Consider the following 14,362-nt stretch of genomic DNA (forward strand, 5'->3'; position numbering starts at 1 on the left):
TTGTCAACAATCTGAGCACAGCCATACGGCTGTGCTTTTTTCATTCATATTTCGGAATCAGCGCATCTGGTACGGCATCTTTCGCTCTTTCTTTTCTTGCCCAGTCAAAGAACACAACAGCAAGGATCGAGCCGTACACAATCTCCTGAATAATTTTCATCAAAATCGCGCCTAGCTGCTGGTCCTCTAGCAGAGGCAAGGTATGGAACATTTCAGGACCTGTGAGCGCAAGGCCTGCCAGCATATCACTTGGCACGCATAAGTGCAGTGCCTGTATCCAAGCGCCAGCATCAGAATAGGTTGCATAGATCGGTGCCTCACTAAACATGATGAGAGCACACGCAGGAGTCATCAATATTCCGTCTGCCATGATATAACCAAGCTTTAAAATGCCTGTAATCTGCGGCTGACTTTGGACTTTATGAACGAGCGGCCACCACATGAAAAAGGCAGCGATAAAAATGACCACCGTCATCAACGCATGATAAAACGGATCTGTTTTCACAAAATCAAACACAAGCGGAATGTGATACATCGAAAACAATCCGTTAAATCCAAGCAATGCAATTAAAGGCTTGGAAAACAAACGAAAAATTTGCTGAATGCCTGGTGTTTGTATGATCCGCTCCCAAATGGCCGCAGGTAATCCTGTAATAAGGAGAGGCGGAATGACTAAATAGAGCACCGCCATTTGCGCCATATGTGCACTAAACATAATATGCCCCATTAAATCAATTGGGCTTCCTTTCACGGCGTATAACAGGACAAGCCCCGTCAGAAACAACGTTTTCTCTTTCACCGTCGCACGGTGCTTTCCCTTTGTCACAAGAAGCAAATAAAGAGCAGCTGCTATGACAATACTAGTCAAATAGTAAGGGCTCCATAATGCCCGAAATCCGAATATTTCTAAGTTCTCCATTGCTGCGCCTCCTTCAAGGGCAAAGCGGGCTTACCACCAAATAATGGTCAAAAAGGCTAATACGGTAATAAACGCGACAAACACACCTGAGTAAAGAAACAATGCGGGTGTTTCATGCCCTTTTTGGTTCATGTGCATAAAATAATAAAGCTGAAAAGCCACCTGAATAACTGCAAGCAATAAAATAAATGGTACTGCGAACCAGTTCCCAACGTCTTCTGAAGCAATTGTTAAAAAGGCAACAAAGGTTAATCCAATCATCAAGCCGAAAGAAATGAGCTGATGCTTCATTTCTTCGGCATTTTTCTTTTTACGGTATACAAGATCGACTTTAGACTGATTTGTGTTTTTATTTCCCATTCTTATCCCACCATTCCCATTAAATATACAACGGTAAAGATGAAGACCCACACAACATCAATGAAGTGCCAATACAGACTTGCCACATAATATTTCGGCGCATTGTATAAATCGAGTCCGCGTCTCATATTTCGAATCATAAGAGCGGTAATCCAGCAAAGTCCGAAGGCGACGTGAGCCCCGTGAGTTCCGACAAGTGTATAGAAGGAAGAACCAAGAGCTGAGCTGGTAATTGTAAATTCATACGCATGCACATAATGATAGAACTCATAAATCTCAACCCCTAGAAATGAAGCACCTAATAGCACAGTCACGCCAAGCCAAAGCTGCATCTTTTTAAAGGCAAAGTTTTTCATATGATACATTGCATACACACTCGTTAAACTGCTCGTCAGCAGAAGCATCGTGGCAATAAAGACAAGTGTGAGATCAAACATATCAGTTGTTTTTGCTCCGCCTGCATTAGAGTTTTTCAGCGCCAAATACGTGGCAAAGAGCGATGCAAACAGAACGGTTTCTCCCCCAAGAAACAACCAGAACCCGACGAACTTATTCTTTCCTTCTAACGTGGCTTTCTCAGGAGAAGCCGGAAAGGTTTCTGCTGTCATTTTTTGTGGTTCCATTATGCTTTCACCCCTTTATCATCGTCATCGGTCAAATCTTCTTTGTGAATATGGTACCCATGATCATCTTTAAGAGAGCGAACCAGCATGGTCGCAAATGTAATGCCAAGACCAATGAAAATCACTGGAAGTCCCCAGCTGTGCTCTTGACGATACATGAAACCAAACGCTGAAACAAATAGACCGAATGAGATAATGACAGGTAAGATGGAATTATTCGGCATGTGAATATCATCGAGCGGTTCAGATGCTGTCATTCCTGTTTTACCATCCATTTTTTCAATCCATAATGGATCTAGTCCTCTGACAAGCGGAAGCTGTTTAAAGTTGTATTCTGGCGGAGGTGAAGACACTGCCCATTCAAGCGTTCTTCCGTCTCCCCAAGGATCGCCCGATACACGCTCTCCTTTTGCTGTAGTCCAGATGATGTTAATCAGCATGATGACAACAGCTACAAACATAAACAGTGCCCCAATCGTACTGATCAAGTTCCCAAGGTCTAGCCCCTGACCTGGCAGGAATGTAAAGACTCGGCGCGGCATGCCCCAAAGCCCGAGAAAATGCTGGATAAAGAAGGTTAAATGGAAACCAATGAAAAACAGCACAAAGCCAATTTTCCCAAGCTTCTCATTCAGTATTTTTCCAAACATCTTCGGCCACCAGTAATGCACACCAGCTAAAATACCGAATACGACCCCGCCAATAATGACGTAGTGGAAATGCGCCACGACAAAGTACGTATCATGGAACTGATAATCTGCTGCAGCTGCTGCAAGCATGACCCCGGTTACCCCGCCAAGTAAAAACGACGGTATAAAGGCAACGGAATACAGCATCGGCGTTGTAAACTTCACATTACCGCCCCATATGGTGAGCAGCCAGTTGAATACTTTAATTCCTGTAGGCACCGCAATCGCCATTGTGGCTACAGCAAAGATCGCATTGGCAATCGGACCAAGTCCTGTTGTGAACATGTGATGCGCCCATACCATGAATCCAAGGAAACCAATCAATACAGTAGCGAACACCATGGACGAATAGCCAAACAACCTTTTTCTTGCAAACACTGGAATGATTTCAGAGAATATTCCGAATGCTGGCAGGATTAAGATATATACTTCTGGGTGTCCGAAAATCCAGAACAAATGCTCCCAGATGATTGTATTTCCGCCGAGCTCTGGATTGAAAAAGCTCGTATCAAACATTCTATCAAGCATCAGCATCGCAAGCCCTGCTGTAAGTGGCGGGAATGCGAATAAAATCAGTGCTGAGGCGACAAATGTCGTCCATGTAAAGAGCGGCATTCTCATATACGTCATACCAGGCGTTCTCATATTAATAATCGTTGCAAGAAAGTTGATCCCAGCAATCAGCGTACCAATACCCGCTATCTGCAAACCTAAAATATAGAAATCCATGCCGTGCCCTTCTGAATTCAGCGTGAGCGAGGCGTATGCAGTCCAGCCTGCATCAGGTGATCCACCCATAAACCATCCAAGGTTTAAGAAAATTCCTCCGAAAAAGAACAGCCAAAAACCAAGTGAATTCACAAACGGAAACGCTACGTCACGTGCACCAATTTGAATGGGTACAACCGCATTCATTAATGCAAATAAAAGCGGCATTGCTGCAAGGAAAATCATCGTTGTTCCATGCATCGTCATGACTTCATTGTAAAACCCTGCACTTACAAAATCATTTTCAGGGATGGCTAGCTGAATACGGATAATCATCGCTTCCAGGCCGCCAATTAAAAAGAAAAATCCCCCTGCCACTAAATATAGTACGGCAATTTTTTTGTGGTCAACCGTCGTCAAGTAATCCCATAAGACAGCGCCAAACCCCCGCTTTTTAGCTATTGTACTCACCATGAAATCCCCCTCTTATCTCCCATTTGCCCCTTTTCATATAGATGTCTATCTTAACTTTACACAGACTGTGTCTGACAGATGGCTACTTCTCGGTTGTAGAGACATATTCGGGAGCTCTTAACAAAAACTTCACATCGATCACATACCCTCTTGCACATTCGCATTAGAAATTACTCGATTTTAAGTCCTTTTAAATACTCATAAAGTGCATCTGCTTCTGAGTCATTTAATTTAGGGTACGTCCCTGTCATTTTATTCCCTGGTTTAAAGCTCTCTGGATCTTTCAGCCATGCTTTCACATTTTCTTTGTTCATATCTTTGATTCCTGCTACTTTCGTTCGGTCTCCGAAGGTCGCAAGGTTTGGTGCCGTCCTTGCCGCTTCCGGCCGTTCGTCACCAGGCTCTACTGCATGACAGCTCAAGCAGTTTTTCTCTTTAAATAATTTTTCACCTTCAAGTGCGAGATCTTTTGTGGATGTAGGCTTCTTGTAATCAGCCATTTTTTTCGTCCATCCCAAAAACTCATCTTGAGAAAGCGTTTTAACTTTAAAGTCCATTAAAGCATGCGAGGGACCGCAAAGCTCTGCACATTTCCCGTAGAAATATTCTCCTGCATCTTTCGTTCGTTTTGAATCAAAGGTTAAATAAAACTTGTTTTCATTTTCTGTGTTTGTATCAATTTTACCGCCAGCCGATGGAACCCAGAAAGAGTGTTTCACATCGGATGCTTTCAGCTTAAAGTACACCTTTTGATCTGTCGGTACAATCAATTCCTGACTTGTGACAATCCCATAATCAGGGTATTCGAATTCCCACCAATATAAACTGGCTCTTACATTGACAACAAGTGTCTTTTCAGGATCTCGTTTTTTCTTATCCATAGCGCTTGTATCCCCAAGCTCAAGCGTGTATGCCACAACAGGCACAACGAGAATAATGAGGAGAAGAATCGGAATCGCTGTCCACGTAATTTCTAGGTTACGGTTCCCTTCCACCTGCTTTGGAATCGTATCTTCTCCCACTTTAGAACGTTTGAATTTAATGATGACGTAAAAGAAAATGATCGATACAACAATGACGACAAGAACCATAATGAGTGTACTCAGTACCGTTAGGAAAAACTGTTTATCTGCTACTTCCCCAACTGGTTTGAGTGTTGATAAGTATGGTTCACCACAGCCCGCCAAAACGAGCGTCAGTAAGAGAAACAGTGAATAAACACGCCATTTTCTTATCATAATTTGTCCCAACCCCTTTTGCTTGATCTCCTTTGCCTTTCGCTTTTTACCTCTTATTTATAAAATCACTTTTCACCCATTCATAACCCCCGCCTCTTATAAAAGCACTTACATTTCCTCTTTTCATAAAAAAATGATGTTTTTACTCAAAATACCATCTATGTATAAACAGAAAGCCGCCTAAATAGAACTGAATATCAGGCGGCTTTCATAGTTGTTAGAAAATGTTGTGTTATAAGATATAGCCCTTGTTTTGATGTGATCAAAGTGTATTTTACTCTAGAATAGTGTAATGATAATCATCGCGACGAAAAAGATGGTTAAGTAGTTTAATGAATAAACGAACATGAGCGTTGACCACTTCATGACGTCTTTCATTTTAAAGCCCATAAGGCCAATGACGAGCCATCCAATATTCAGCAATGTGCCAAGTGCGACAATCGGCCATCCTAATCCACCTAAGAAAAATGGAAGTGGAAGAAGACATGCTGTCCAAATGATAATTTGGCGTTTCGTGACTTCAAAGCCATAAACGACTGGCAGCATTGGAATACCTGCCTTACGGTAATCTTCCGTTTTCTTAATCGCAAGTGACAGGAAGTGAGGGATTTGCCAAATGAACATAATCATAAACAAAACCCAAGCCGTTGTGTCAATTGTACCTGTGACAGCTGTCCAGCCGATTAATGGCGGCACCGCACCAGATACACTTCCAATAACGGTATTGATGGTGTAATGACGTTTAGACCACATGGTGTAAAGAACTGCATAAGTAAAGACTCCGATAAAACCAATCACTGCTGATGTTATGGTTGTCATCAGAAGCATGATGAGTCCAAGTACAACAAGCAAAATACCAAATGCATACGCTTGCCCCGGCTGAATCTTACCTGTAACCGTCGGTCTTGTTTTTGTTCTTTCCATTAATATATCAATATCACGGTCAAACGCATTATTAATGGCGCATGAACCGGCAATAATAAGAGAAGAACCAATCATTGTTAACAGCACAATATCAAGATTCCCAAGGAAACTCATACCTGTAAAATAAAAAGCAAGCCACATTCCAGTAAATGTTGTAATGAAGTTGGAATTGACGATGCCCATTTTAATCAGAGCAAGAAAATCTTTCCAAGCTGTTGTTTCTTCTATTTGTCCATGAATAGCTGCTTCCGCGGCTGTTTTGGAATTTGCCAATGTGTATAACCTCCCTTGCCCAAACCTTCAAACGAACAAATGAAACGTAAATTCGTTACAACTCTATCATACAAGATAAACAGCTGTAAAAAAACATCCTATTAAATAATAAACGACAATCTTGAAGTTATTTGTGAACTTTTCGTGAATTTATAAGGATTTATGTGTGTTTCAGAAGGCGGTGCAAAATGAAATATTCTCTCCTCTATTTCTATCAGACTGTCAAAGAAAGATCAAGCACTCTAAATCTGTAAACTTTGTGAACTAACATATCATTTTTTTGTGAACTTTGGTCATTATGAATTGCAACAGAACACGCATTTGGCTTAAACTTGAGAGCATATGAGGTTTTTCATTTAGATCAGAAGTTTTTTAGAGAAGGTGAAATAATTTGATGAAATTTGCTTTAAGGTTATTGAGCGTGATCACAACGTTTGTGATGCTGATCGTTTTGATTGGCGGTGCGCTTGTGACGAAAACCGGCTCGGGTCTTGGCTGCGGCCGGCAGTGGCCCCTTTGCCACGGACGTTTCTTCCCTGAAATGAACCCTGCTTCCATCATCGAATGGAGTCACCGCATGTCAACAGGGGTTTCCACCATTCTTGTTCTGGCACTGGCGGTCTTATGCTGGAAAAAGATTAGTCCAGTATTCCGTGAAACCAAATTTTTGGTCATCATGTCGATTATATTCTTACTGCTTCAAGCGCTTTTAGGAGCTCTAGCCGTCGTGTTTGGTTCTAACGCCCTTGTGATGGCACTGCACTTCGGTATTTCACTCATTTCTTTTGCTTCAGTGTTACTGCTTGCGCTTCTTGTATTTGAAGCAACCAGATCTGAAACAAAGCTTGTGAAGCCGCTTCATATCGGCAAAAAAATGCAGTTCCATATTTATGGTTTGATCACCTATACGTATATCGTGGTGTATACGGGTGCTTATGTGAGGCATACAAAGTCAAGCCTTGCTTGTTCTGTCTTCCCGTTTTGTTCAAAAGACGGTGCACTTCCAGCGTACTTTAATCAGTGGGTGCAAATGTCTCACCGAGCAGCAGCACTTCTTTTATTCGTCTGGATATTTGTTGCGATGTTCCATGCCATGAAACATTATAAAGAACAGAATCAGCTGTATTATGGATGGATTATTTCAGCCATTCTGATTACACTTCAAGCCATTTCAGGTGTGATGTCTGTTTATTCTCAGCTTGCACTTGGTTACGCGCTGGCTCATTCATTCTTTATTTCCGGTTTGTTTGGGATACTTTGTTACTTCTGCTTACTCATTGCCCGGTTTAAATATGAAAGCAAAGAACCATTCAAATAAGAATTTGTATCCCCCTTTCATGCGGAATGGGGGATTTGTTTTATTGTTGTTTTGCTTCTTCAAATAGCGAAATGGCTTTTTTGCGTCTTTCCTGATGATCAACTGTCGGCAGCGGATATGTATCACCTAGCACACATCCCGATTTCAATTGCTCATCAATCGGCATTTTACTTGGTTCATGAATCCATTTTTCATCGACATGCTCTAGCTCTGGTACATATCTTCTAATATATTCCCCGCTCGGATCAAATCGCTTCGACTGGGTCGTTGGGTTAAAAATACGGAAGTACGGCACGGCATCTGTCCCGACAGAGGCAGCCCACTGAAATCCTCCGATATTTGACGCCTCATCATAATCCACAAGTTTTTTTGCAAAATACGCTTCGCCCTTTCTCCAATCAATCAAATAATCCTTTGTTAAAAATGAGGCTGTGACCATTCGCAAGCGGTTATGCATCCAGCCCTCCTCATTTAACTGTCTCATCCCTGCATCAACGAGCGGAAAGCCTGTTTCCCCTTTACACCAAGCTTCAAACAGCGCCTCATCTTCATTCCATTTCATTCCTTGAAACGCCGAATTGATTTCTTTTTCTTTCATCTCTGGATAATGTGCATAAATCATATGGTAAAAATCGCGCCATGCCAGCTCTTTGATAAAGGTCTCTCTGCCCTCGTCTTCAAATAGTGCTTCTTCATACATCGCATGAAAAATCGTTCGGATCGAAATAGTGCCTGTTTTTAAGAAACGCGACAGCTTGCTCGTTCCAAAAAGAGACGGAATATCTCGTTTCTCATGATAACGCGTTAATCTTTTTTGGATAAAGTGATGCAGCGTGTTCATCGCTTTGTCTGAGCCGATTTGTTCAAACTTCCTTGAGCAGCCCTTTAACAAGTCTCGCAGTTTGTCATTTCCTTTTTGCGAAAGTGACTCATCACAAATCGTATGCTCACTGCTGAAAAATGATTTGTCAACTTTTATCACAGGCTGCTTTTCTTGCTTACGCCATGATTGATAGTATGGGGTAAACACTTGATAATGTGACCCATCTGCTTTTAAAATATCTCGCGCCCCGTGAAGGTGTGTATCTTGCCACGTTGACACATGAATGCCCTTCTTTTCTAAAAAATCGGTTACTTGCTGGTCACGCCTTTGGCCGATACCCACTTCATCTTCATTAAAAAAGACGGCTTTGATGTCATACACATCCATGACCTGTTGAAAGACGCGCAGGACATCATCATGGAGAAGGTGAACATACACTTGAGATTCTCTTGCTTCCTTGACGAAATGCGCCAAGTTTTGAAAGAAATGTTCGTTGTTTATATCCACTTCCATTTCAGTAAAAAATGGATCTAGATGATAAAGAGCCAATAATTTGTACTCGTGTTTTTTTGCATATGTGATCGCTTTTGATAAGGCGATATGATCATCCAATCGCATATCTCGGCGAAACCAAATCACAACAATTTTCAAACTTTCTTCACCTCACTCTATAGTGTAATTACTCTCGCAGGCTGCTGCACATTTTAATGTGCTCAAAAAAAGACACATCACGACGGATGTGTCTCACTTATTATTCAGGCTTTAACACAATCAGCAGATCACCGGTTTGAATCGGTTCTCCATTTGTCACATGTATTTCATCTACGACCGCAGTGAATGGCGCTTGTACAGTCGTTTCCATTTTCATGGCTTCATTGATCATCAAATGCTCACCTTGCGAGATTTTCTGTCCTTTTTCCACGAGCACTTTGATGACAGTGCCTGGCATTGATGCGGCAATGTGATTTGGATTTGAACGGTCCGCCTTCATTTTTTCTTGAACGGAGGATTTGATGCTTTCATCCTTAATCACGACTTCACGCGGCTGTCCATTTAGCTCAAAGTAAAGAACTCTTGTGGCATCTGGATTCGGTTCTCCAATCGACACGAGTTTGACAATCAGGGTTTTTCCTTTTTCGATTTCTACCTCAATCTCTTCACCAAGCCTCATCCCATAGAAGAACGTTGGAGTGTCAAGAACAGAGATGTCCCCATAGCTTTCTGCTGTTTGGACAAATTCAGAAAAGACTTTTGGATATAAGGCATACGCAATCGCGTCTTGCTCTGTCAGCGTCAGGTCATGAGATTCTTTGAACTGCTGCTTAATGTCTTCAAAGTCCACTGGCTTCAGCTTCTCACCAGGTCTGACAGTGAGCGGTTCTTCTCCTTTTAAAATCAGCTTTTGTAATTTTTCAGGGAATCCGCCATGCGGCTGGCCTAAATAGCCTTTAAATAATTCCACAACAGAATCCGGGAAGTCTAATGTTGCTCCTTTTTCATAGACATCTTCCTCTGTTAAATCATTTTGCACCATATAAAGTGCCATGTCTCCAACTACTTTAGAGGAAGGTGTGACCTTCACAATATCACCAAACATGTCATTCACACGTCTGTACATTTCTTTTACTTCGTTCCAGCGGTCGCCAAGGCCAACACCTTTCGCCTGCTGCTGCAAGTTACTATACTGACCGCCAGGCATTTCATGCTCATAAATTTCTGTATGAGGTGAGTTCATGCCGCTTTCGAATTCACGATAGTATTTTCTGACAGAATCCCAGTATTGAGAAAGGTGTTCGACAGATTGGACGTTCATGTCTGGCTTTCTTTCATGTCCATCTAAAGCATAGTACAGTGAGCTTGCACTTGGCTGCGATGTGAGTCCTGCCATAGAGCTGACGGCCACATCCACAATATCAACGCCTGCATCAATCGCTCTTGCATAGGTGAACAGTCCATTTCCACTCGTATCATGCGTATGAAGATGGATAGGGATCGTGAGCTCATCTTTTAAAGCAGAGACTAACTCATAAGCTGCCTGCGGCTTTAATAATCCCGCCATATCTTTAATACCTAAAATATGTGCACCGGCAGATTCAAGCTCTTTCGCAAGAGATACATAATACTCAAGATCATATTTCGGACGAGATGGATCAAGAATGTCCCCCGTATAACAAATGGCTGCCTCTGCCACTTTGCCTGATTCACGAACAGAATCAATGGCAAGCGTCATGCCTTTGACCCAGTTTAAGCTATCGAAAATACGGAAAACGTCAATGCCTGCTTCGGCCGACTCCTTTACAAATGCTTTAATCACATTATCCGCATAGTTTGTATATCCGACAGCGTTTGATGATCTTAAAAGCATTTGGAACAACGTGTTTGGCACTTCTTGGCGAAGCTCTTTTAATCGTTCCCAAGGATCTTCTTTTAAGAAACGGTACGCAACATCAAATGTAGCACCGCCCCACATTTCCATACTAAACAGCTCTGGCCATAAACCTGCTGTTGGCTGGGCAACTTTCTTTAAATCATGTGTTCTGAAGCGTGTCGCAAGCAGAGACTGATGCGCATCCCTAAAGGTTGTATCTGTTAAAAGGACGCTATTTTGTTCTTTCACCCAATTGGCAAGGCCCTCAGGTCCATGTGTGTCTAACAATTGTTTTGTCCCAGACGGAATCTCTTGATGAAGAGGAAGCTTCGGTACAATTGGCTTGTCAAAATGAGGCTTCTTTTTCTCCGCTATACCAGGGAATCCATTAATGGTCACGTTACCAATATAAGTCAGCATCTTCGTTCCACGGTCTTTTTGCTTAGGGAAATTAAATAGCTCTGGCGTTGAATCGATAAACGACGTATCGTATTCCCCTTTTAGAAACTTCTCATGCTTTGCCACGTTTTCAAGAAACGGAATGTTTGTTTTAATCCCGCGAATCCTGAATTCCTGTAAATTTCGGACCATTTTAGCAGCCGCTTGGTCAAATGTGAGCGCCCATGTGGACAGCTTGACCAATAGTGAATCGTAATAAGGTGTAATGACTGCACCTTGAAAGCTGTTCCCTGTATCAAGTCGTACACCAAATCCCCCGCCTGAACGGTAGGCCATAATTTTTCCTGTGTCTGGCATAAAATCATTTAAAGGATCTTCTGTTGTGACCCTTGATTGAATGGCAAAGCCATGTGTAAAAATATCTTCTTGCTTTGGTATACCGACTTCCTTGCTGTGAAGGTCATGACCCTTTGCGACAAGAATTTGGGTTTGGACGATATCGACACCTGTGATCATTTCAGTGATCGTGTGTTCTACCTGTACCCTTGGATTGACTTCAATAAAGTAAAACTCTCCATTTGCGACAAGGAATTCTACAGTCCCTGCATTAATATACGATACATTCTGGGCCAACTGAACAGCCGCTTCACAAATATCTTCACGCAGTTGATCTGTAAGAGACACACTTGGCGCCACTTCAATGACCTTTTGATGCCGCCTTTGAACAGAGCAGTCACGCTCATATAAATGAATGATATTGCCGTGATTGTCACCAATCACCTGCACCTCAATATGTTTCGGATTTTCAATCAGTTTTTCAACGTATACTTCGTCATTTCCAAAAGCAGCTTTTGCCTCTGACTTCGCACGGTCATAGGCTTCCTTCAGCTCCTCTTTCGTTCTGACAATCCGCATACCTCGGCCGCCGCCGCCTAGTGAAGCTTTAATAATAAACGGGTAACCGTATTCTTCACCGAATTTTTCGACTTCTTTGACCGAATCAACTGGTCCGTCACTTCCTGGAATGACTGGAATTCCAGCTTTTTTCGCTTCATCTCTTGCCTTTACTTTATCTCCAAACATATCTAAATGCTGAGAAGTTGGACCGATAAATTGAATGCCTTCCTCTTCGCATCGTCTTGCAAAATGAATATTTTCAGATAAAAATCCGTAACCTGGATGGATCGCATCCACGTCATTTCGTTTTGCAATTTCGATGATCCCCTCGATATCAAGGTAGGCATCAATCGGTTTTTTCCCTTCTCCAACTAGATATGCTTCATCTGCTTTATAGCGATGATAAGAGCCCGAGTCTTCTTTGGAATAAATGGCCACTGTACGTAAATTGAGCTCCGTACAGGCCCTGAAGACTCTGATAGCAATTTCCCCTCTGTTTGCAACTAGAACCTTTTGAATTGTTCTCTGTGACATTTCTCACTCCTCCATATCCCTTAAAATTTTATATGTACTCTATAATAAAGGAAGAAATGAAAACTGTACACTTTTGTTTTCTAAAGATTCAAAGTTTTCTGCAATCCATTTTTTTGAACTGATGGCTTGCTCATTGATTTTTTCTTTTTGTAACGCTCTTTATATTCAGTAAACATGCTGATATTCAGCAATATTCCCATACAGCCGCTCAGTAAAATGATAGACGATCCCCCGTAGCTGATAAACGGAAGTGTGACCCCAGTAATCGGAATCAGACCTGAAACACCGCCTAAATTAATGCATGTTTGGATCGCAATCATGGAGGAAATTCCTATTGCAAGCAAACTTCCAAATGGATCTTCACACTTTCTTGCAATATAAAAACCTTTCACCACGATGAAGCCAAGGAGAGCGAGCACAAAAAATACACCGAAAAAGCCAAGCTCTTCTGAAATGATCGCCATGATAAAATCTGTATGCGGCTCTGGAAGATATCCGTACTTTTGAACGCTTTCTCCGAGACCCAGTCCAAAAAAGCCGCCTGATCCAATAGCATAATAGGAATTAATCAATTGATGTCCAGTCGCCCCTGCATCTTTAAATGGATCTTGGAAACTCTCAAAACGCCCGAGACGATTTTGCGTGAAAATTTTATCCCAAAAAAGAATAATAAATGGGGTCACGACGACCATCACGGCACTAAATAGCGCCAGCAGCTTCGCAAGTGTTTTCCCGCTAAAGCCTGAGCATAAAATCATCGCAAGGGCAATCATGCCAATGATAAAGGCTGTCCCATAGTCTGGCTGCAAAATGATAAATCCGCATAAGATCGAGACAATCACGATGGGAGGTGTGACTCCTCTTAAAATATGATCAATATAATGCTGCTTTTTTGCATACACAGCAGCAAGATAGATAATGACGACAATCTTCACAAATTCCGCTGGCTGAAGACTAAATGGGCCTATTTTGATCCAGCTTCTTGCGTTCCCTGCAATATGACCGCCAAAGTACACATAGATGAGTGAAAACACTGATAGCAGCAGCATACCGATCTGGAATTTCTTATTTGAAAACAGCTGATATGGAACTAGTGCTGTAAAGAACAAGATGACCGCTCCAACGATCATAAATAAAAGCTGTTTCTTAAAAAAATTATCTGGTGCGGCATCGTATCTGATCACAGATGTAATCATACTTGAGCTATACACCATGACCAAACCGAATGCGCTAATTAAAATAATGGCGAACAATAATGAGTAGTCATACGATTTTAGCATTCTCTTTAACATATAATCCTCTTCCTAACGTCTGTTTCTACTGCTTGATATCCTCTTAGCTGTTTTTATTCTACTACATTTTCTCCGTTTGATCTCGTTTTACCTCTTTTATATTGTTCGTCATTCATGAAAGAATCAAGTCCGTTTGACATCAATCAATGAAAAGAAAATAGAGGACAAAAAAACTCAAACTTATGTTGAGGAAGTTTGAGTTTTCAATCATTATTTTTTTGTGAACGCATCATGAAGTGCGGAAAGCTCTCTCTCAAGTTTATCGAGTAGTTTCTTACCTTCATGTTGATCAACTAATCCAAGCCGGACAGCAAAATCAATTTCTCTCGATAATCCGAACATTTGAGTATCTAAAACCTCTTCATAAAGAGGACATTGCGGCATCGTTAAGTTGTCCATTTGCACTTGGATCAATTTTAAAATTTTATCTGCATCCAATTTTAATAAAGCCAGTGCTTTTTGCCGATGATCGACTAAAATTTCTGACGCCAAAAGTATCCCTCCGTTCCCCAGGCGAGTACCT

At 41.7% G+C, this 14,362-nt stretch carries 11 protein-coding genes; 1 reads left to right on the forward strand and 10 read right to left on the reverse strand.

The window, feature by feature from the left end; translation table 11 throughout:
• Positions 1-40: 40 nt before the first annotated feature.
• The 6 genes from ctaG to cyoE all read right to left on the reverse strand — a co-directional run bounded on the left by ctaG (position 41) and on the right by cyoE (position 6,208).
• Positions 41-919, reverse strand: a complete 879-nt coding sequence (gene ctaG / locus C6Y03_RS02450) for a cytochrome c oxidase assembly factor CtaG (RefSeq protein WP_060596178.1) — start codon at positions 917-919, stop codon at positions 41-43.
• A 30-nt stretch (positions 920-949) separates the two neighbouring features.
• On the reverse strand, positions 950-1,279 hold the full coding sequence (gene ctaF, locus C6Y03_RS02455) for a cytochrome c oxidase subunit IVB (protein WP_003211520.1): 330 nt from the start codon (positions 1,277-1,279) through the stop codon (positions 950-952).
• A gap of 2 nt (positions 1,280-1,281) precedes the next feature.
• Positions 1,282-1,902, reverse strand: a complete 621-nt coding sequence (gene ctaE, locus C6Y03_RS02460; RefSeq protein ID WP_034662610.1) for a cytochrome c oxidase subunit III — start codon at positions 1,900-1,902, stop codon at positions 1,282-1,284.
• A complete protein-coding gene (gene ctaD, locus C6Y03_RS02465; protein WP_106036764.1) occupies positions 1,902-3,773 on the reverse strand; it encodes a cytochrome c oxidase subunit I in 1,872 nt (623 codons plus the stop codon). The genes ctaE and ctaD overlap by 1 nt, the downstream gene beginning before the upstream one ends.
• 170 nt (positions 3,774-3,943) lie before the next feature.
• Positions 3,944-5,011: a cytochrome c oxidase subunit II gene (gene coxB, locus C6Y03_RS02470; protein WP_034662616.1), complete on the reverse strand. Its 1,068-nt coding sequence runs from the start codon at positions 5,009-5,011 to the stop codon at positions 3,944-3,946.
• A 279-nt stretch (positions 5,012-5,290) separates the two neighbouring features.
• The gene (gene cyoE, locus C6Y03_RS02475) at positions 5,291-6,208 is read right to left on the reverse strand and encodes a heme o synthase (RefSeq protein WP_003211774.1); all 918 of its coding nucleotides are present in this window, start codon (positions 6,206-6,208) and stop codon (positions 5,291-5,293) included.
• A 394-nt stretch (positions 6,209-6,602) separates the two neighbouring features.
• Here cyoE and C6Y03_RS02480 point away from each other — a divergent pair, with 394 nt between their 5' ends.
• A complete protein-coding gene (locus C6Y03_RS02480; RefSeq protein ID WP_106038777.1) occupies positions 6,603-7,526 on the forward strand; it encodes a COX15/CtaA family protein in 924 nt (307 codons plus the stop codon).
• Between the two features lie 40 nt (positions 7,527-7,566).
• On the opposite strand, the gene C6Y03_RS02485 is transcribed toward C6Y03_RS02480, so the two are convergent.
• From C6Y03_RS02485 to C6Y03_RS02500, 4 genes are all read right to left on the reverse strand, one after another.
• Positions 7,567-9,000, reverse strand: a complete 1,434-nt coding sequence (locus C6Y03_RS02485) for a cryptochrome/photolyase family protein (protein WP_106038778.1) — start codon at positions 8,998-9,000, stop codon at positions 7,567-7,569.
• A gap of 100 nt (positions 9,001-9,100) precedes the next feature.
• The gene (gene pyc, locus C6Y03_RS02490; RefSeq protein WP_095285105.1) at positions 9,101-12,547 is read right to left on the reverse strand and encodes a pyruvate carboxylase; all 3,447 of its coding nucleotides are present in this window, start codon (positions 12,545-12,547) and stop codon (positions 9,101-9,103) included.
• A gap of 80 nt (positions 12,548-12,627) precedes the next feature.
• On the reverse strand, positions 12,628-13,839 hold the full coding sequence (ftsW, locus tag C6Y03_RS02495; RefSeq protein WP_034662626.1) for a putative lipid II flippase FtsW: 1,212 nt from the start codon (positions 13,837-13,839) through the stop codon (positions 12,628-12,630).
• 210 nt (positions 13,840-14,049) lie between these two features.
• Positions 14,050-14,331, reverse strand: a complete 282-nt coding sequence (locus tag C6Y03_RS02500; protein ID WP_003212509.1) for an Fpa/YlaN family protein — start codon at positions 14,329-14,331, stop codon at positions 14,050-14,052.
• Positions 14,332-14,362: the final 31 nt, after the last annotated feature.

The organism is Bacillus sp. LNXM65 (assembly GCF_002998575.1).
Taxonomy (GTDB): Bacteria; Bacillota; Bacilli; order Bacillales; family Bacillaceae; genus Bacillus.

What these genes read in the sequence shown, in the direction of transcription:
- ctaD (WP_106036764.1), bottom strand. Translation starts at nt 3,773, where the DNA reads ATGGTGAGTACAATAGCTAAAAAGCGGGGGTTTGGCGCTGTCTTATGG.
- coxB (WP_034662616.1), bottom strand. Translation starts at nt 5,011, where the DNA reads ATGATAAGAAAATGGCGTGTTTATTCACTGTTTCTCTTACTGACGCTC.
- ctaE (WP_034662610.1), bottom strand. Translation starts at nt 1,902, where the DNA reads ATGGAACCACAAAAAATGACAGCAGAAACCTTTCCGGCTTCTCCTGAG.
- ctaG (WP_060596178.1), bottom strand. Translation starts at nt 919, where the DNA reads ATGGAGAACTTAGAAATATTCGGATTTCGGGCATTATGGAGCCCTTAC.
- pyc (WP_095285105.1), bottom strand. Translation starts at nt 12,547, where the DNA reads ATGTCACAGAGAACAATTCAAAAGGTTCTAGTTGCAAACAGAGGGGAA.
- C6Y03_RS02480 (WP_106038777.1), top strand. Translation starts at nt 6,603, where the DNA reads ATGAAATTTGCTTTAAGGTTATTGAGCGTGATCACAACGTTTGTGATG.
- ftsW (WP_034662626.1), bottom strand. Translation starts at nt 13,839, where the DNA reads ATGTTAAAGAGAATGCTAAAATCGTATGACTACTCATTATTGTTCGCC.
- ctaF (WP_003211520.1), bottom strand. Translation starts at nt 1,279, where the DNA reads ATGGGAAATAAAAACACAAATCAGTCTAAAGTCGATCTTGTATACCGT.